The 18,177-nt window shown below is 60.4% G+C and carries 16 protein-coding genes; 8 read left to right on the top strand and 8 right to left on the bottom strand.

Going from position 1 to position 18,177, the window contains the following annotated elements; genetic code table 11:
- Nucleotides 1-10 precede the first annotated feature (10 nt).
- Both AIOL_RS18440 and AIOL_RS25220 read right to left on the bottom strand, forming a co-directional pair.
- Nucleotides 11-2,149, bottom strand: a complete 2,139-nt coding sequence (locus AIOL_RS18440; RefSeq protein WP_049644330.1) for an N-acetylmuramoyl-L-alanine amidase — start codon at nucleotides 2,147-2,149, stop codon at nucleotides 11-13.
- 108 nt (nucleotides 2,150-2,257) lie between these two features.
- Nucleotides 2,258-2,923, bottom strand: a complete 666-nt coding sequence (locus AIOL_RS25220; RefSeq protein ID WP_152912591.1) for a hypothetical protein — start codon at nucleotides 2,921-2,923, stop codon at nucleotides 2,258-2,260.
- A gap of 799 nt (nucleotides 2,924-3,722) precedes the next feature.
- Between AIOL_RS25220 and AIOL_RS18445 the strand changes: the two genes are divergently transcribed.
- Nucleotides 3,723-6,575: a DNA/RNA non-specific endonuclease gene (locus AIOL_RS18445; RefSeq protein WP_049644331.1), complete on the top strand. Its 2,853-nt coding sequence runs from the start codon at nucleotides 3,723-3,725 to the stop codon at nucleotides 6,573-6,575.
- Between the two features lie 766 nt (nucleotides 6,576-7,341).
- Entirely contained in the window at nucleotides 7,342-8,085 is a 744-nt protein-coding gene (locus AIOL_RS18450; protein WP_049644332.1) for a Hint domain-containing protein, read from the top strand.
- A 76-nt stretch (nucleotides 8,086-8,161) separates the two neighbouring features.
- On the opposite strand, the gene mntR is transcribed toward AIOL_RS18450, so the two are convergent.
- A complete protein-coding gene (gene mntR / locus AIOL_RS18455) occupies nucleotides 8,162-8,641 on the bottom strand; it encodes a manganese-binding transcriptional regulator MntR (RefSeq protein ID WP_082152677.1) in 480 nt (159 codons plus the stop codon).
- Nucleotides 8,642-8,823: 182 nt separating this feature from the next.
- Here mntR and AIOL_RS18460 point away from each other — a divergent pair, with 182 nt between their 5' ends.
- Together AIOL_RS18460 and AIOL_RS18465 are read left to right on the top strand one after the other, a co-directional pair.
- Nucleotides 8,824-9,312, top strand: coding sequence for a hypothetical protein (locus AIOL_RS18460; RefSeq protein WP_049644334.1), 489 nt, complete (start codon nucleotides 8,824-8,826; stop codon nucleotides 9,310-9,312).
- A 45-nt stretch (nucleotides 9,313-9,357) separates the two neighbouring features.
- Complete coding sequence (locus AIOL_RS18465; protein WP_049644335.1) at nucleotides 9,358-9,960, top strand: superoxide dismutase; 603 nt, start codon at nucleotides 9,358-9,360, stop codon at nucleotides 9,958-9,960.
- A gap of 154 nt (nucleotides 9,961-10,114) precedes the next feature.
- On the opposite strand, the gene AIOL_RS18470 is transcribed toward AIOL_RS18465, so the two are convergent.
- From AIOL_RS18470 to AIOL_RS18485, 4 genes are read right to left on the bottom strand one after another with little or no spacing between them, the layout of a single operon-like run.
- A complete protein-coding gene (locus AIOL_RS18470) occupies nucleotides 10,115-11,128 on the bottom strand; it encodes a FecCD family ABC transporter permease (protein ID WP_235439086.1) in 1,014 nt (337 codons plus the stop codon).
- A 51-nt stretch (nucleotides 11,129-11,179) separates the two neighbouring features.
- Nucleotides 11,180-12,115, bottom strand: coding sequence for an ABC transporter substrate-binding protein (locus AIOL_RS18475; protein ID WP_049644337.1), 936 nt, complete (start codon nucleotides 12,113-12,115; stop codon nucleotides 11,180-11,182).
- 17 nt (nucleotides 12,116-12,132) lie between these two features.
- The gene (locus AIOL_RS18480; protein ID WP_082152678.1) at nucleotides 12,133-12,981 is read right to left on the bottom strand and encodes an ABC transporter ATP-binding protein; all 849 of its coding nucleotides are present in this window, start codon (nucleotides 12,979-12,981) and stop codon (nucleotides 12,133-12,135) included.
- Nucleotides 12,982-13,033: 52 nt separating this feature from the next.
- The gene (locus AIOL_RS18485) at nucleotides 13,034-13,456 is read right to left on the bottom strand and encodes a DUF1636 domain-containing protein (protein WP_049644338.1); all 423 of its coding nucleotides are present in this window, start codon (nucleotides 13,454-13,456) and stop codon (nucleotides 13,034-13,036) included.
- Nucleotides 13,457-13,550: 94 nt separating this feature from the next.
- Between AIOL_RS18485 and AIOL_RS18490 the strand changes: the two genes are divergently transcribed.
- The 3 genes from AIOL_RS18490 to AIOL_RS18500 are packed head-to-tail and all read left to right on the top strand — an operon-like array spanning nucleotide 13,551 to nucleotide 15,984.
- A complete protein-coding gene (locus AIOL_RS18490) occupies nucleotides 13,551-13,958 on the top strand; it encodes a Fur family transcriptional regulator (RefSeq protein ID WP_152912592.1) in 408 nt (135 codons plus the stop codon).
- Between the two features lie 8 nt (nucleotides 13,959-13,966).
- Nucleotides 13,967-14,938: a CobW family GTP-binding protein gene (locus tag AIOL_RS18495; RefSeq protein ID WP_049644340.1), complete on the top strand. Its 972-nt coding sequence runs from the start codon at nucleotides 13,967-13,969 to the stop codon at nucleotides 14,936-14,938.
- On the top strand, nucleotides 14,923-15,984 hold the full coding sequence (locus tag AIOL_RS18500; protein ID WP_049644341.1) for a WD40 repeat domain-containing protein: 1,062 nt from the start codon (nucleotides 14,923-14,925) through the stop codon (nucleotides 15,982-15,984). The genes AIOL_RS18495 and AIOL_RS18500 overlap by 16 nt, the downstream gene beginning before the upstream one ends.
- Before the next feature lie 48 nt (nucleotides 15,985-16,032).
- Here the strand turns inward: AIOL_RS18500 and AIOL_RS18505 are convergent, their stop codons facing one another.
- Nucleotides 16,033-16,506, bottom strand: coding sequence for a nuclear transport factor 2 family protein (locus AIOL_RS18505; protein ID WP_082152679.1), 474 nt, complete (start codon nucleotides 16,504-16,506; stop codon nucleotides 16,033-16,035).
- A gap of 237 nt (nucleotides 16,507-16,743) precedes the next feature.
- Between AIOL_RS18505 and AIOL_RS18510 the strand changes: the two genes are divergently transcribed.
- Nucleotides 16,744-18,126 carry a winged helix-turn-helix domain-containing protein gene (locus AIOL_RS18510; RefSeq protein WP_160314528.1) on the top strand — a complete coding sequence of 461 codons (1,383 nt, stop codon included), beginning with the start codon at nucleotides 16,744-16,746 and terminating at the stop codon, nucleotides 18,124-18,126.
- Nucleotides 18,127-18,177: the final 51 nt, after the last annotated feature.

Below are 18,177 nucleotides of genomic sequence, written 5' to 3' on the forward strand. Positions count from 1 at the left end.
CCCGGATCGGTCAGAAATCGGCCTGGTGGCCGCGGGTATCGATATGTACGAAATTCCGGGACGGGTAATCGCCGATCCCGCCGAGGAACTTCGGATCGCTGGCCCTGACCTGTTTGGCGATCGCATGCCATTGCGGAACGTCGCCTACGGTAGAGGTCCAATCGAGCGCGTTGAACTGCTTGTGCAAGCTGCCCGGCTTGCCGCCGACGCAAGCGTTGTAGGCCTCGTTGCGATAGCCCGACAGAATGCGGATCGGGCCGCCAAGGCGCGCGCGGATCTCATCGAGCATCTGGATCGTCGCGGCGATGCGGGACCAAAGATGCCGCGGCGGCAGTTCGTTCAGGTTATGGCAATCGCTGCCCGGATTTCCATGTGAGCTCCCGAGAAACAGCAGTTCAATCGGTTGGAAATGCCGCAAGTTCAGGCTACGCACGAAGTCGGCGAATGCAGGGTGGTCGAAGCTTGTCAGCGCGGCCATGCTGGGACCGAACACCTGCCCGAGCGTTCGGGCATCCGCGTCAACATCTTGCCCGAAGCCCGAGAAATCCGGTGCGTCGCTGCCATTCAGATGCGTTTCTTCGCCCCGTTCATCGGGATCGGCGCGGGTTGATGGCGGTGCGGCACTTAACGCGCGCGCGATGTCCCTGACACCGGCGTCGATTGAGGGAGAAACCCCAGGCGTTGCGCCCGCAATTGCATGGCCTCCCTGTTCGACCCCATCGCCATATTCTTGCGGCTCAGCCTGCAGGAAGGCCGACCCTTCTGCGGCACTTTCCCAGTCGGACAAGGCAAACGCATCTTCGACGTCCGCGTCCTCCAGCCCGGGCGACACAGAGGTCTCGGGCGTGAGATAAGCCTCGATGCCCTCCGCCAGTGAAAACGCGATCTCGTCGCGATAGCTGTCGCGTTGCAGCCGCCGCTCTTCGTCCGCGCGGTCGAGAAAGCTGATCTCGGTCAGAACGGCGGCGGTGTTTGCGGAGTGGTCTCTGGGATTGACCACGCAGAAGCCGGCCTTCTTAACGAAATGCGGCGGGTGCAATGCGTTGCGGTCGCGCAATCCCGTTGCCCGCAAGACCGCCGCCTGCACACTACGGCACAGCGAGGCGGAGTCTCCGGTGCTGGAATGCCGTCTGTGGATGAAGGTCTCGGTGCCCTGGGCGTTGTGGCCGGTCGAGCCGTTGAAATGGATCGATACAAAGACGTCGGCGTTCAACCTTTGGGCGATCTTGGCCCGCTCCCGTCCGGCGACATTCACATCCGTCGACCGGGTCAGCGTCACGTTATGGCCGCGGTTTCGCAATTCGCGGTCGAGTCTGAGGCCAACGTCCAGCGTAAGGCTCTTTTCGAGCGTTCCGAAGACCGGGCCTACTGCGTTGTTCTTCGACGAGCACGGCAGATCTGCGGTGCCACCGTGACCGGGGTCAATGACGATGGTTGCCATGTTGAAATCCTCTCGGTTTTGCAATTTTTCGGCGGGAAGGTCCTGTGATTTGAGCACTTCGGCTGTGGGCATTCGCTTGGGTTCGGGCCGCGTCGCCTCGGGCTCTTCGATCCTGGGATACGCACCTCCGGCACTGTCCCAAAGAACGTCGGCGATCACATGGGCGATGCCCTGCAGATGGGCCGGGTCCGCGAGCCGATCAGCCTCTGCCGGATTGCTGAGATAGGCGATCGCCAATTCACAGGCCGGGGTCCCCTCGGGCAGACGGTCGGGGCGCAGGACAGCGTGCTTGCGCCGTTTGATCCCCAGCCGCGGATGGCCAACCGCAACAGAGAGCGCTTGCTGTAAGTCTTCGGCCAGTTTGCTCGAGCCGGCATCGGCGTCGGGATGAACGATCGCCTTCACCCCCTGTTCATTCGGGTCCTCGGACGCGGAAAAGCCCAAGGAAACGAACAGGCTCGCTGCGGCGTCACGGGCAACTTGGCTGCGCTTTGCCTTGGCCAGGTTTCGATCGGATTTGCGCGTCATCGCCACGCGCATGCCGCGCCCTTCCAAGACCTTTTCGATCTCAAGAGCTATCTGCAGGATCAGGTCCTTGTCGACGAGCCCGTTCGGCGCAGCGACCTGCGAGGGGTGCGATCCGGCAATCGAATTTTCGCCGCCGCCCTGCGGGTCGATAGCAATCGTTATGATATCCTTATCTGGCAAAATACCGTTGCCTATGGTTCAGAATCGGAAGTCGATTAACAAAAAAAGATGAGCGGGTATTTGGCCTTCTAAGGCCGTCTCATCATGATGCTAGTTGAACAACACGTCTTAGACTTTCAAAAGGCATTTGGCGACTTGCTCTCGAAGCGCTGCCAATCGCTTATTAAGATCGACTGAGGACGCAGATAACCCCAGTAAACCGTTCGACGCGTTGTCTGCGGATGCTTGGCGCAGGTTTTCAAGCAAAGTCGCATAGTCCGGCGCCTGGCGGAGCAGGGACCGCCTGAGATTGATCCTTACGGTATCATAGGCCGTCAGAAGAGTTTGTTTGGCGTTGGTGCCATGTGTGGAAACGGGCGTGAATTCAACTTCATAAGCAGCCCCAGTCGACACAAGGCAATTCGTTTGGGTCGCTGCCGTGATCAGGGCTTGGACAGCCGTCGCCGATCGCGTGTACTGAATGGCTTGATTGGAACTTGCACCTGCAACGGCAATTTTGCCTAATTCTACAGCTGACGCCCCATTGATAGCTCTGACCGAGCCCAATGTCGCAATTCCCAACAATGCAAAGAACCCTGCGTCCTGGTCACTGGCAGCAGAGGATGCTTCGTTGATATAGATGTTCGACAGCGACGTGCCGAATTTCAGAACGTCGGAATAACTTCGGGTTACATCAATCGGCAGTGATCCCAGAGATGCTTTTTTCGCGCCCTCTAACTCTGCCCGTGTTATATTCGTTTGATAACTGCATCCAGCAAGCAGTGTGAGGCACACAGTGATAATTGAGAATCGCGACAAACGGATAACCGCACCCCCCCCTTAACTTATGAATAAAAAGAACAAAATATATATTATGAATTATATCGTCAATAAATTTCCTGTAAACCAAACATTGGAAAATTAAGATCCCGAAGAGTCCGGTAAGGAGTGAATATCTCCTCTACGCGATTGTAATATAAATAAATCCTGTATCACCTAAATTTTCTCCAGCCGCACGGGATTGAAGTATTAACGGGTGGCGTACGAGTCTAGCGCGACGAAACTGATTCGGCGTCATCTGAGTACTGCAAAAAGGCTGCAGCGAACGAAAGAGATAGGGAAATTTGCTACGCGCGCACGCAGAATATCGTTTGCGGTCCCGCGGCAAATTCTGGTGCCGCAGTGCGGCTCAAAAAGCAGGCATTTACGCATTCCACTTCGTGACCGCCGGGCCTCTGATTGACCGACGGCGACCACGCCATGGATTGGAGAGGCACAGGGACCGACCTTGGCCAGGCGTTGGGGTTGGTGGTCCTATACCTCTTTCTCTCGGGCCCCCTCTGCCACGCGACGCACCGGGTAAGTAATGAAATTCAAGATACTTTAGCGGTTCCGAAGACAGAATTGCCCACATTGTCAAAAATTGGTAAGTGCCGACCTGTGAACCGCTACCTCTATAGAGGCACTAACCCGTACCGTTCGCGCAAAGTTGCGGGGTCAAACATTTGGCGGCCCCTATTCCGCCACAATCACAGAAGTGCCAACCAGATTTCCTAAGTTATACTTTTGTCGGATTCGTGCTAGTTTATTTGATATGGAGTCTTTTTTCGGAATTACTCTTCGCATGATTTTGGGTCGCGACGTCACATACATCTTTCTTGGCGCGCTCTTTCTGATCGTCGGTTTTGGCCTGTTATTCTCGCCATATAGGCATGAGATTCGGGAGACAGCCTCCGCCACGATATCGACCATGTTTCTAACCTTCACCTGGGTGAAGGTCATCTATTCAATGATACTGGTTGGACTCATCTTCTTGTTTGCCTCGGAAATCCGGCGCATTTGGCTGGATACCCGGACAACGATCGGCAGCTTTATCTATATCGAAGAGGCTGTCGAGAAAGAGGAGATCGGGCGTAGCCTGGGGTTAAGCGTTATCGAGCGCCATTCCGATCTGCGTTGGCGATTTTCGAATGTGGAGCCGTCGGAATTTGAGACCGAGCGACAGCTGATGCCGGTGACGGGGCCGCCGATTGAACGCGCTGAAACTGTGCTGACCGATCTTCAGATTACGGTTCAGGAGATTCCGGTCACCAACATTCTGGAAAAACTCCGTCGTTGGGTGGGTGGCCCGCGCGAGCTGAGCGGCACGATTTCGAAACTTGGAAGTGATTATCGGGCGGCGTTGCAACTGGTTGACCAGGACATTGTGCTGGCCGATGGCCGGAAGCTGCCCAGTACATTGCACTTTCAGGGGGCGGGGGATTACGGTCAAATTGCGTTTGATCTTGCCTGCAGCCTGATCTGGTTGGACGCGGCAAAGCTGGGCAAGGATATCGCGGTCATTGGGCGCGAGGAGTTCTGTAACTGGACCATGCGCTGGACCGAGTATCAAACTCTGGCGCATCGGTTGCGACGCAATGGCAAGCTTTCCAGAGACGAGGTGACCAAAGTCGAATCGGCGCTGACCGCGTTGACCCACGCAATCGACAATGGTGCGAAGTATCCGAAATTCTGGTCTTTGCGAGCGGATTTTTCAAACCTGCTGCCGAACGAAAAGCGCAATGCACTGTTGGTCCGGATCCAGAACGATCAATTGAATTATCTCACCCTGTTGCGACTTGACCCGAAGGATTCGCTGGCCCGCAATAAAGACGTGACTGACGCTGAGGCATACCGGGTTCTGGCCGAAGCTCGTCCGGCTCTTGTTGTAAGTGATGGGGCGGTTGTCGATGAAGCCAGGCACCTTTGGAAACGTGCACTGGATTACGAGGCGTCGAAAGAGGCGATCAAGCGGGCCGCGCGGGCTACGGGGCTGTTTCGGATCTATGCGCCTGAGGCGGGCGAGACCTTTGCTTCCACGCCGGTGATGGGTATTGCGATTGGTCCAAACCTGATTGCGACGATGGCCTACAGCATTCTGGACGACGGATTGCGCGCAGGAGGCGACGGATCCGAACTGATCGCCATTCCGGGCGAATACACGGCAGAATTCGTCTTTGCCGATGCCTGGCCGGAGGATACCGACGCGACCACGCCGCGTTTGCCGATCAAGCGCATTCTCTATCTGAGCAGGAGTGATGACACCCGCCCCGAGTTGGCGCTGTTAGAGATCGAGCGCCATGATGTAGCAGCCTTCCCGCCGCTGACGGCCGATCTGGAGCAAAACGCCCAAGTGGGCGTGAATGATTTCGCATTCCTGATCGGGTTTCCCAACCTGGACGCGCGATTGCCCAAGGAATTCATGGAGAACCTGTTGGGCGAGAAGGGTGGTGGAGTAAAGCGCATCATGCCGGGACAGGTTCTAGCCGTTCCCGCACCGGGCACGCCATCGAATGCATCCGTTTTGAGCGGCGGATCAATCGTCGTCGATGCAAGCACCAGCGGCGGAACAGGCGGCGCCCCGCTGATCAGCCTGAGCACCGGGCGGCTAGTTGGGTTGAACGTGGCCGGCCGTTGGCAAACGCTACGGGACGGCAAATTTGCCTATGTTCGCCCAGTTTCGTGGATGTTCGACGGTGGCGCCTTGCGCGCGTATATGCGTGAAAACGTGGGCAACCTGTCGCTTGACGGACTGGCGGCACAGGTCCCGGATATTAAGAAACGCGATGTGGAAAATGTCTTGGCGATGTTGCAGCTAGAGCCCATGGACCCAGAAGAGGTCTCGCCGGATCCAGGCAAATTGCAGCCGGACATGACACCCGGTTACGATTCGGATTTCCTCAAGTTATCAATTCCCTTCCCGGCGGCCAGGGGCGACCTGATGGCCGTTGCGAGCGATCCATTGCATTATGTCCATCATACGATCGTGATGCACAATGAGAGACGATTTCCGGTCATTGCTGCAGAGAACATTGATAGCGGAAGGCTGATCCAGATGAGGCGGTCGGGCCAGTGGATGCTGGATCCGCGACTAGCCGCAGCACAGCAGGCTGACAATCAGCTATATGCAAGAAACGCTTTGGATAGGGGGCACTTGGTGCGGCCCAGAAATGTGACCTGGGGCGGGTTGATCGTGGCGGAGCGTGCGGAGCGGACGGCGTACTATTACACCAACGCCACGCCGCAGCACGAAGAATTTAATCGGCGGACTTGGCGGGAGTTGGAAAACGGCATTTCCTCTTTCCTTGAGAACGGCGGCCTGAAAGCGACGGTGTTTTCCGGACCGGTTCTTTCTGAGGCAGACCCAATTTATCGCGATGTTCAGATCCCACTGGCTTATTGGAAAGTCCTGATTACCGAGATCGACGGAATTCCGAGCGCCGTGGGATATGTGTTGCGTCAAACCATTGCGGTTGATGGCGACGAGCTGACCGGCGCCGCCGAGCCGTTCGATGTAGTTAACAGCCAGGTCTCGATTGCGGAAATCGAAGAAATCACCGGACTTGATTTCGGGAGCGTCCGGGACCTGCCGCCGATCATGTTCCTGGGTATATCCACCGGGAATTGATCCCGCTTTAGGGGAATCTCAATCAGTGCATTCATCCATATCAATCTGGGCTGTTTGGCTGCATTCAAAGATACACCTGACCGCCAAAGCCAATTTGTGCCATTTGCTGAATTGAGGGTTCCGACAACCGGGTCGAGAGTTCCCAAGCCATCGATCGCCAAGAGCGGACCTTTGAGTTATCTTAGGGTGGCTATGGGTGTGCAAGCCTGCTGCGGCGCTGCATCCTGCGTGTTGCACGCGCGAAGTCAAAGTCGCGATCCCTCGCAAATCCTCGCCGCACGTGCAGGGGTCCGCCTGGTCCCGCAACCCCTCCGTCCAAATGGAATGCATTGAATGTCCGCACTCTCTCAGACCCTAGCAAAATGCTCTCTGCATTTTCTAGCGATTTGCCCGAAACATTAAGATCCGATTAAGCGTTGAAATGTGGATCACAGCAATGATCCAGCCCTATGGCATCAGCTGATCAACAACAGTGCCGCTTTTTTTACCTACGAGAGAAACTTGTTGTGTTATTCATCGGCATAGCATTACAGTGCACCCATCCCATTGGATTTCATACCTTACGTAGATTTTTGAAAGCAAAGTAGACATGGCAAATGAAGTATTCTCCGAGGCAATCGCCATTACGGGGACTCCAGGCGGCACGCTGACATTGAGTGCTAATCCTGCCGGGGTTTCTGCGTCCCTAACCGAGGTCGACGCCCCGGTTGATGGCATGTCGCCCATCGGTGAGACGTTAACTTAAGGCTTCCCTAGATTTCCCAGTTTGGACCAGCCGGTGGTCTTGGTCGCCTTGACGCCTGAGGGCCCGGTTGTTCAGTTTGCAGACAGCTCGCTGAATCTGCTGACCAACAACAGCAGCCTCATGAACGGAAGCACAATCTCCAGTTCGACTTCAGGAACCTACGCCTATTGCTTCGCGGCGGGAACACTCATTAGCACTCCAGACAACGAGCGAGCAGTCGAGAGCTTGGAAATCGGGGACCTGATCCTGACGGAAGCAGGATCCCACGTGGCGGTCAAATGGATAGGCGTCCAAGCGATGCAGAGTGTTTTCTCTGGCCTTCGGTCACAACTGGTCCTTATTCGTGCCGGCGCTTTGGCCAATGGTTTGCCCCACAGCGACCTGACCGTTACCGCCGATCACGGCATAGTCATTGATGGCTATGTTATCAACGCCGCGGCGCTCGTGAACGGAAGCTCAATAGATTGGATCCCTGCAGCCGCATTAGAACGCAGCTTTGCCGTCTACCACATCGAGACGGAAGCCCATGACGTGATCCTCGCGAATGGTGCGCCTGCCGAGACCTTTGTGGATGCCGCCACCCGCTCCCATTTCGACAATTATCAGGAATATGTCGACCTCTACGGCGCGGATCGCCTTATCCCTGAGATAAACCGCCCGCGCATCTCGTCTCGCCGCCTCCTCCCAGAGGCCATCAAATCCCGTTTGGGGATTGAATATGAGCGATATGGGCGGGATGAATTGGATCTTGTCTCGAACTTCTGAACGCGGCGCTCGATCGCTAGGGGACAGTTCCCCTGACCAGGAGGAACGCAGAAATCCACTGCGATCTGCGCGGGTGTCAGCTAATTGGCGAGCCTTCCCGTTCAATCCATTTAAGCAGCTCGGTGAAACAGGCCAGGGTTTCTTGGCTGACGTGGTGCTCGATGCCTTCGGTGTCGGCTTCTGCAGTTTCGGGGCTGACGCCGATTGCGATCAGGAAGGAACGGATCAGCAGATGCCGTCCGCGGGACTGATGGGCCAGCGCCGCGCCTTGCTCGGTTAATACGAGCGGCTGATACGGCCTGTCATGTACCAGCCCTTCGGCAATCAATCGTTGGATGTGGTTGGTGACCGTGGCGTGCGAGACCCCGAAACGTTCCGCAAGATGACCGGTGCGCACGGCGTCCTGGGTCTGCGACAATTCCGAAATCATCTCGACATAGTCTTCTGCGATCTCGCGTTTATGCGCTTCGCGGACGCGCAGGAAATTGCGGGCCTGATCAGCGGCAGAGGGTTCAGAGTCCATTTGGGGCGATGCGGCTGATGATCCGTTTTTCATTCGGCGTGCTTAGCATGGGCGCGCCGCAGGAGGCAAACTTTTAGCCTGAGCTAAAAACCAATTGACAATATTTAGCCTCGGCTAAATATGTATAGGAACTCAGGTCTGAACCCAGAATCCAGGTGCAAGGAGATCAGCATGCCCCACTCGACCTCGGACTATTCGCCCCGCGGAGTAGAGCGATGATCCCCCCAGCCGACACCCAAACCGGCGCCATTCAGGTCGCCGCTGACACGCTTTGGAAGATGCAGACTCAATCCGCCAATGCAGCGCTGGAACGTGATGACATCGAACAGGCCGAACAGCTCTATGCGAGCGCCCTTGCGGAAGCCGAGGATCTGTTGGCAAAGGCGGAGAACGGGCTGAACCTGCCACAGGCTCCGGTCCTGCTGGTTGTCTCGCACCACAACATCGCGGAACTGGAACTTGGTCGCTCGCGGCCGGCCCGGGCGACAACGCATTATCAGGCCGCGTTTGATTGCCTGCTTGAGCTGGCAGCCAAGACCACCGCCCCCGACACATTGCGTCAGCTATGCGCCTCACAGCTACAACCGGCGATGGTCGCGCTGGCCACGCATCTACAGATGACTGGGGCGTCTCGCTCTCGGATCGCGCAGGAGATTGCACGGGTTCGCAAGCTGATGTGGACGCCAAACGCCCGGGCCTGCTGAACCAGATCAGCCTCATTCATCCACCCAAATCAAGGAAGACACCGAATGTTCTCACTACCGGAGTTGCCATACTCCATGGATGCGCTTGCCCCTGCCATGTCCAGCGAAACGCTGGAGTTTCACTATGGCAAGCACCACAAGGCTTATGTCGACAAGCTTAATGAGTTGACCGCGGGTACGCCGCTGGAGGCGGCCTCGTTGGAGGACATCATCCAGCAATCCGCGCAGGATCCCGGCCAGGCACTGCTGTTCAACCAGGCGGGCCAGCACTGGAACCACACCCATTTCTGGATGGGTATGCGCAAAGGCGGCGGCGGTGCGATGCCCGGGCACCTGGAGCAGCGGCTGATCAGCGATTTCGGGTCCGTTGACGCGTTTCTGGCCGAATTCACTCAGGCATGCCTGACGCAATTCGGGTCGGGCTGGGGCTGGCTCGTGTTCGATGGCAACAAGCTGTCGGTCACCAAGACCGGCAACGCCGAAGTGCCGATCACGCAAGGCCATACGGCCCTGTTGACATGCGACGTCTGGGAGCATTCCTACTATGTCGATTACCGCAATCAGCGTCCCAAATATGTCGAGACCTTCTTAAATGACCTGGTGGACTGGCAGGTCGTTGCGGATCGGCTGGAAGCGGTGACCGGGTAAGCCGGGCCCAGCAACACAGCACCCGCCAGCGCCTGATCATCGGGCGCTGGCGTTGATCAAAAGCCCGTCCGGAACCATCCCGGGATACCAAAGCGAGTGGGGTGGGCAGAGACAGGGCAGGTAGGCGCCGGGCCTCCCCGGGCCGCATCGCGCCTCACAGCGAGCGCCGCCCGAGCAGCCACACGAAGAACACGCCGCCCACAAGCCCGGTCACGATGCCAATCGGCATGTCCTCTGGCGCCATGACCGTGCGCGCCGCGATATCCGCCCAAAGCAGGAAGATCGCGCCGATCAGGGCCGAAGCCGGCAGAACGCGGGTGTAATCCCCGCCCACCAGCATCCGCGCGATATGCGGCACCATTAGGCCAACAAATCCGATGATCCCCGAGAACGCGACCATCACCCCGGTGATCAGGGCCCCGACCACGAAGACGACTAGCCGGAACCGCGCCACCGCGATCCCGAGCGTGGCGGCGGTCTCGTCCCCGATGGTCATCGCGTTCAACTGGGTCGTCCGCGACATAAGCCACGCCCCGCAGAGCACCAGGATCACCAGGATCACCAGCGGGTAGATCAATTGGTCCCACTGCGCCAGGCCAAGCCCGCCGAGCATCCAGAAGACCACGGTGTGCGAGGCGCGCGGGTCCCCCAGAAAGATCAGCCCATTCGCCCCGGCCATGATGATGAACGACACCGCGACCCCGGCCAGCACCAGCCGATCGGCGCTTGCGGCATCGGCAAGGCGCGACACCCCCAGCACAATCAGCGTCGCGGCCAGCGACCCCAGGAACGCCAAGAGCGGCACCGTCAAGAGCCCCAAGAACAGCCCCGCATGCAGCAGGGCGAAGATCGCGCCAAACGCCCCGCCCGAGGAAATCCCCAGCAGATGCGGATCGGCCAGCGGGTTGCGCGTGACGGCCTGAAGACTGGCCCCCACGATGGCCAACCCGCCGCCGACCATCATGGCCAGGATCGCGCGCGGAAAGCGGATGTTCCAAACGATCGCCTCGCGGCCCTGGCTCCATGTCTGCTCGGCAAACCCCGGAGACAGCTTGTTGGCCAAGACCCCCCAGACCGTGCCCGCGGGAATCGGGACGGCCCCCACGGAGACGGCGATGGAAAGCGACACAAGCAGCGCGATCAGACCGCCCAGGGCCAGGAATGGCATGTTTGCCACCTTGGTGGGCGCAGATCGCGCCGCCGCTGCCTCATGCATGGATCAATGCGCCCAGAACGCCTGGGCGAGCGTCTTGATCGCCTGAATGTTGCGGGGGCCCGGCGTTGCCTCGACATATTCGAGCGTGACAAAGCGATCATTCTTGACCGCGTCAATCTCGGCGAAGGCCGGGTTTGACATCATGAACGCGCGTTTCTGCGCCGCGGTCACGTCGCCATAGTTCACGATCACGATCACCTCTGGGTTCTGCTCGACCACTTCCTCCCAGGTCACGGTGCCCCAGCTTTTCTCGAAGCCGTTCATCACGTTTGTGCCACCGGCGGCCTCGATCAGAGCGGTCGGCATGGCGTAGAGACCGGCGGTGAAGGGCGCGTCCTCGCCGCTGTCATAGACGAACACCCGCAATGGATCGCCGGTCTCGAGCCCGTCAGAGAAGGACGCCAGATCCGCCTTGTAGCCGTCGATCAGGCTGGCGGCCTTTTCCTCAACGCCAAAGATCGCGCCGAGATTGGTCAGGTCTGCATACATATCCGCAATGCTGGCCTTGCCCTTGTCCATGATATGGGTGCAACTTTCGGTCAGCTCGTAGACCTTGATGCCGAAGGGCGCCAGCGTCTGGGGCGTCACCTCGCCTCCGACCTTCATGCCGTAGTTCCAGCCCGCGAAGAAGAAATCCGCGTCGGCCCCTGCGAGCACCTCTTTGGTGGGGTATTTCGCGGACAATTCGGGCAGCGCCTCGACCCCCGCGCGCATATCCGCGTCGAGCGTCTTCCAGCCTGAGATGCCGGTATAGCCCACCATGCGGTCCGCCAGGCCAAGCACCAGCATCATCTCGGTCAGGTTCACGTCATTGGAGACCGCGCGCGTCGGCGGCGCGTCGAATGTCACCGTGCGGTTGCAGCTTTGCACGCTGGTCTCCGCCGAGGCCAGACCCGCGCTTAGGCCGAGCGAAAGCGCTGCGAGAACGAATTGTCTCATCTTGGGTTTCCTTTAGATTACAGGTGGAATGTCAGGTGATGGGTGTCGCTGGGCGCAAGACGCTCCTGCCTGGCTGTCACATAGAAGGCCTTTGACACGGTGCCTTCCGTGAGAACGGTATCCGGTGGCCCAAAGCCAAGCGGACGCCCGGCCTGCAGCATCAAGACGTCATCGCAGGCGGACGCCGCCATGTTCAGATCGTGCAGCGATGTGACAATCGTGAGCGGCAGATCGCGGATCAGGGCGAGCACCTCAAGCTGATGCCGGATATCAAGGTGGTTGGTCGGCTCATCAAGGATCAGCAGCCGGGGCTGCTGCGCCAGGGCGCGCGCGACCATGACGCGCTGCCGCTCGCCGCCGGACAGCGTGCCGAGCCGCCGATTCGCGAACCCGTCCAGATCAAGGCGATCCAGCGCCTCCTGGACGATGGCGGCGTCCTTCGCCCCGGACATGCCGCCAAACCCCTTGCGATGCGGCGTGCGCCCCAGCGCCACGATCTCGCGCACAGTCAGCGCGAAATCCGTGGGCTGCTCTTGCAACACCGCGGCCACCGATTGCGCGACCTCGCGGGCCGTCAGGGACCAAATGTCGATGCCGTCGATCCTTACGCAGCCCTCGGATGGCGCGAGATAACGGTAGAGCAGCCGCAGCAGCGTCGATTTGCCCGCGCCGTTGGGCCCGACCACCCCAAGCACGCGGCCGCGGGCCAGCTCGAAGCTGACGGGATGCAGAACGCGCTGCCCGCTTCGGGGGATTGACCAGCAAGCGTTCTCGACACTCAGATAGGCCGCGTCGGCGACACCGATTGCGTCGTGACGCGTGTAATGGGCATCAAACGGGGCAAAATGCGTCGCGAGGTCCTTCATGTCTCAGACCCTTGTGGCTGGGCTGGCACGCGGCGGACGCGTTGATCCGCGCTCATTCCGCGGCGATCGGGTCGAGATGCGTGACCAGCAAGGACGCGCTGCGGGTGGGCGGAAACCGCCCAAGAATGTTGGCCCTCAGCGGCTCAGGCCGGTCCGTGCGCCCCAAAAAACCTTCGGGCGCCTCTTTGTATCGCGCCACGAGATCCAACAGCGCGTCTATGTGCTCGGGGCGCTCGGGATCAAGATCGCCGAAGACATAGGTGAACCTTTCGTCCTGGCATAGCGACACGATGCAAGGGCGCTTGCATTGGCTCATGCATGTCACCCCGCGCAGCGTCGCCCCGGCTGCAATCAGCTCGTCAAGGCGCGCGTGAATGGCCTTGGCAAGGCGCGACCCGCCACGCGCGCCAGTGTCCTTCTCGCGGCCATCCCGACAGGTCGTGCAGACCGACAAAAGCGCAGGTTCGTCTTGCATGCAGAGAGCATCCTAGATGTAACGTTGTAACATTGCGTCAAGTAATCTGAGCTGTTACATGAGGTCAAGCGCAATCCGTGCGAAAGGCGAAGCAGTGCAGAATCGTGAAAAACGGCTCACCCATGCCGAGCGCGTGTTGGGCTTTCTGAAAGGCCAGGAGCGCCCGCTTTCGGCATATGAGATCCTTGAGGGCCTTCGCCCGGAAGGCGTCACGGCGTCGACGACCATCTATCGCGCGCTGGAGAAGCTGCTGGACGCGGGCCAGGTGCACCGGATCGAATCGCTCAACGCTTGGACGGTCTGCTGCGGCGGCCATGACGACAACATCCCCGTCTTCGCGATATGCGACGATTGCGGCAACGTGACCGAGCATGTCGACTCTGGCTTCGCCCACAGCGTCGAAAGCCTTTCCAAACGCACGGGCTTTGCGCCCAATCACACAGTTCTCGAAATCCACGGCCGATGCAGCGAATGCAACACCGCCGTGCCAGCCCACCAATAGGACAAACCATGGACCAGACCGCGCGGGTGCCCGTCACCGTACTAACCGGCTTTCTAGGCGCCGGAAAAACCACCCTTCTCAACCGCATCCTAACGGAGCGCCACGGCAAGAAATACGCCGTCATCGTCAACGAGTTCGGCGAGGAAGGCATCGACAACGACCTGGTTGTGGATGCCGATGAAGAAGTGTTCGAGATGAACAACGGCTGCATCTGCTGCACCGTCCGGGGCGATCTGATCCGCATCCTGAGCGGCCTGATGAAGCGGGCCGATCAGCTGGACGCCATCATCGTAGAGACCACCGGGCTCGCCGACCCCGCGCCCGTCGCGCAGACGTTCTTTGTTGATCAGGACGTGGCCAGCCGCACCAAGCTTGACGCGATTGTGACGGTCGCGGACGCGGTGCATCTGGACGGGCAGCTTGGCGCGCATCACGAGGCCGAGGAACAGGTTGCCTTTGCCGATGTCGTCCTGCTCAACAAGACCGATCTGGTCGAGGCCGACGGCCTGGAGCGGGTCGAGGCGCGCATCCGTAAGATCAACCCCTACGCCAAGATCATCCGCACCGCGCATTGCACCGCGCCGCTGGACGAAGTCGTGGGGCTGAACGCGTTCAGCTTGGACCGGGTCCTGGAGGTCGAGCCTGACTTTCTGACCTCCGACCACGATCATGACCATGATGACGATGTCACCAGCGTGTCCTTCACCTCTGAGACGCCGCTTGATCTGGAGAAGTTTCAGACCTGGTTCGGCAAGCTGCTGCAAACCCGTGGCCAGGACATTCTGCGCTCCAAGGGCATTCTCGACTTCGCCGGGCAGGAGGACCGCTATGTCTTCCAGGGCGTGCATATGCTGATGAGCGGATCGGATATGGGGCCATGGCCCGATGGTAAGGCGCGCAACTCTCGCGTGGTGTTTATTGGGCGCAATCTGGACAGCATGGATCTCAAGGAAGGGTTCGAAGCGTGCAAGGCGGCGTAGAGGCCGAGCCCGCCCGCAAAACCGGCCTCAAGCCCACGGCGCTCGAGCAGCGCGGCACGCGGTACGCCTTTGGCGCCCCGGTCACCGCCGCGGTGAGCGTTGGCGAGACCGTTGTTGTCAGCTTCGGCGACGGCATGCTGCGGTTCTTCCGAGAAGGGAGGATGCCGCAGGAGCTTAAGCTGCATGAGGGCGTTATCCTGTGCCTGGCCGCCGATGGCGACGGGCATGTCCTGACCGGCGGCGATGACGGGCAGTTCCTGCGGACCTCGCTTGACGGCCACGTTGATGAGCTGGCGCATTTCGGCACCCGCTGGGTGGATTGCGTCGCCGCAAGCCACGGCCACATTGCCTGCTCCTCGGGGAAAGAGGCGCATGTCTGGACCGCCGGGCAAAGCAAAGTGACCGTCTTTGAGCATGCCAGCACGGTGGGCGGGCTTGCCTTTGACGCGAAGGGCAAGCGCCTGGCCGTCACCTACTATGGCGGGGCGACCGTCTGGGCACGCGAGAAGCGTTGGAAGGCCTCAAAGCTGGTCTGGAAGGGCTTCCACGGCGATACCTGTTTCAGCCCGGACGGCAAGTACCTGGTGACGTGCATGCAAGAGAACGCGCTGCATGCCTGGCGCCTGCGCGACAAGGGGGATTTCGCGATGCCGGGCTATCCGGCGAAGATCAAGAGCCTGGCCTGGGTCGGCGATGCCCCGCATCTGGTCACCTCTGGCGCCGATGAAGCCATCGCCTGGCCATTCGACGGCAAGAAGGGCCCCCTGGGGCGCAAGCCGGTCTGCGTGGCCTATAACCAAGACGAGCTGGTCACCTGCCTGCGCACCCTGCCCGGAGAAAACGCCGTCTTTGCGGGCTATCGGGACGGCGCGGTTCAACTCGCCGAGCTTGATGAGGCCAAACAGGCGATTGTGATCTCTGGCTCCACCGGCGCGGAGGTCACGGCGATTGTTGTATCAGGGCTGCATATCCTGGTGGGTGACGCCAAGGGCAACGTGCTGTGGGCGCCTCTTTGGGAGGGAACCAGCTTTGCGCAACGGGTTTGACCGCTCCCGCCCCGATCCCTAGGCCATCGCCGTTTCAGGCAAGCGCGGCTACTGCCGCGCTTCGCGAACCTGCTCGGGACGGACATAGGTGAACTGCTCGGTCACCCGCCCGTCGGCGTCGAAGGTAAGGCTGAGGACAAACGGGATCCGGAATGCCGGGCCGTCGTTCCGGATCGTCGCCGCGACCCAGCCCTCCCAGACCGCGCGGTCACCAGAGACAAGCCGCCGGGCCTCGACATGCTCCAGCGTGTCATAGCGCCCGTGGATCTCTTTCAGCATGGCGAGAATCGCGTCCGCACCATGCACCGGACCCCCGGGAAGCTCTGCCATCGGGTGCGCCACGACTGCGTTACCGGCGTAGGTTGCGGCGACGGCAGAGGGATCGGCATTGGGTGGCGCATAGCGGTTATTGGCCTCAATAAAGGCCGTCAGGGCCGCGTCTGTGTCGGCGGCGGATGCCATGGTCGCGGCGCCCAGCGCGAGGCCAGCGAGCAGGGCTATGCGGCGGGTCATTCTTGGCATGATACGTCTCCTTTGGGGTGGGTCGGCCTGTTGGGAAGGCTGCTCTAGGCACCGGTGGCCGTGTTCGATAGTGTTTCCCCGTGGTCCGGAAGTCCGGAAAGTGTTCGGAAACTTCCCGGAATTTTTGTGCAGAGGGGGAGCGGATTGGCGCGCGAGGCACAGGAAGTCGAGGTCGATATCGGCCAATTCAGGCTTCGCTTGCCAGCAGGTGAGTTGCGGGACCCGGCGGGTCGGCACGTGGCTTTGCGACCGAAATCCACGCAGCTGCTCTCGGTTCTGGCCAGCCTACCCGGACAGACGATCGACAAACGCACGTTGATGGACGCGGTCTGGGGTGAGGTCCATGTGACTGAGGACAGTCTGACCAAGTGCATCGGAGACATTCGCGTGGCACTTGGCGACGACGCCACACACTTGGAGACGGTACCGCGGCGCGGTTACCGGCTGCGCGCTGTGCCCGTCGCGCCGCCGGGGGCGTCGCGCTTAACCCTGCGCGTTATGGGGCTTGAAGACCTGACGGGAAGCCCGCGCTGGCAGCGCATCGCCCGCGGCATCAGCGGCGAGATCACCCGCGTGCTGTCCACCAACCCCTGGCTTGCGGTGCTGCGGGGGGGCGGGCCGCAGGAGGGCGGATTTGCGCTGTCTGGCGATCTGCTGGCCGACGGCGGACGCGTGCTGATTTCCCTCTGTCTGACCGCGGAGGACACGGGCGAAGTAGTTTGGTCCGCCCGGCGGGATTTCTCGGACGATGATGTCTTCTCGATGATCGACGAAACCGCGGCGGAGACTGTGGCTGGGCTTGCCCAAGCCTGGACGGGGGCACATGTCCGTAGCCTGCGGCTACGCGCGCATCGGCGCCTGCCCGGCACGCTGGGCGGATTCGAGCACTGGCTGCTCGGCGTCGAGGCGTTTTTGCGTTTCGACCTGGCCGGGGTACGGCTGGCGCTTGACCATGCAACAAAGGCGGTTGCCGCCGATCCCGAATACACCGCGGCTTGGTCGCTGGTGACAACGGCGCATCACGCCCTGCTCTGCGCGGAAAAGACCCGTGACCTGCGCCAGCCCCATCGCGCGGCGCTGCTACAGGCGGCCCGGCGCTGTGCGGCGCTGGACCCCGAGGACCCGATCGCGATGATGCAAGGGGCGCTTCTGGCCGTGCTGGAAGGGAGCCCGGGCGCTGCCATGGAGATCCTCGACCGCACGGTTGCGCTCCAGCCGAACAACCCGGACGTGCTGGCCCGGTCCCTGATCTGGGGCGGCTTCTGCGCGCCGCTCGGAGGCCGGGCGAAAGACCTGCGCGACCGGCTCTTGTCGCTGGTGCCGGGGGAGGTTCCGTTTCACCGGCACGCGCTGGGGTTTGCCGCCTATCACAGTTCGGATTATATGCAGGCCTTTCGCATATTGGAGCCGTTTCCGTTCCCGCTCGGCAATGCGCTGTTCATGATCTCGGCCGCTGTCCGCACCGGCGAGCCGGGCCACCTGGCCTCTGCGCTCGCCACTTTTCGCGCCGTAGCGCCCCCCGACCTGACCGTTACCGAGTTGCTGGAGGCGCACGGCACGGTCGATCCCTTGCGCGCGGCGATCCTGGAAGACGCTACTGTCGCGGGCCTCTTGCTCTAGAACACTGCGCGGGTGTTGGGTCGCCCCCTCAGCCGACCGGTCCCAAGCATC

It is taken from the genome of Candidatus Rhodobacter oscarellae (genome assembly GCF_001078595.1).
Lineage (GTDB): Bacteria > Pseudomonadota > Alphaproteobacteria > Rhodobacterales > Rhodobacteraceae > Rhodobacter_B > Rhodobacter_B oscarellae.

What these genes read in the sequence shown, in the direction of transcription:
- AIOL_RS18445 (WP_049644331.1), top strand. Translation starts at nt 3,723, where the DNA reads ATGGAGTCTTTTTTCGGAATTACTCTTCGCATGATTTTGGGTCGCGAC.
- mntR (WP_082152677.1), bottom strand. Translation starts at nt 8,641, where the DNA reads ATGAAAAACGGATCATCAGCCGCATCGCCCCAAATGGACTCTGAACCC.
- AIOL_RS18460 (WP_049644334.1), top strand. Translation starts at nt 8,824, where the DNA reads ATGATCCCCCCAGCCGACACCCAAACCGGCGCCATTCAGGTCGCCGCT.
- AIOL_RS18465 (WP_049644335.1), top strand. Translation starts at nt 9,358, where the DNA reads ATGTTCTCACTACCGGAGTTGCCATACTCCATGGATGCGCTTGCCCCT.
- AIOL_RS18470 (WP_235439086.1), bottom strand. Translation starts at nt 11,128, where the DNA reads ATGCCATTCCTGGCCCTGGGCGGTCTGATCGCGCTGCTTGTGTCGCTT.
- AIOL_RS18475 (WP_049644337.1), bottom strand. Translation starts at nt 12,115, where the DNA reads ATGAGACAATTCGTTCTCGCAGCGCTTTCGCTCGGCCTAAGCGCGGGT.
- AIOL_RS18480 (WP_082152678.1), bottom strand. Translation starts at nt 12,981, where the DNA reads ATGAAGGACCTCGCGACGCATTTTGCCCCGTTTGATGCCCATTACACG.
- AIOL_RS18485 (WP_049644338.1), bottom strand. Translation starts at nt 13,456, where the DNA reads ATGCAAGACGAACCTGCGCTTTTGTCGGTCTGCACGACCTGTCGGGAT.
- AIOL_RS18495 (WP_049644340.1), top strand. Translation starts at nt 13,967, where the DNA reads ATGGACCAGACCGCGCGGGTGCCCGTCACCGTACTAACCGGCTTTCTA.
- AIOL_RS18505 (WP_082152679.1), bottom strand. Translation starts at nt 16,506, where the DNA reads ATGCCAAGAATGACCCGCCGCATAGCCCTGCTCGCTGGCCTCGCGCTG.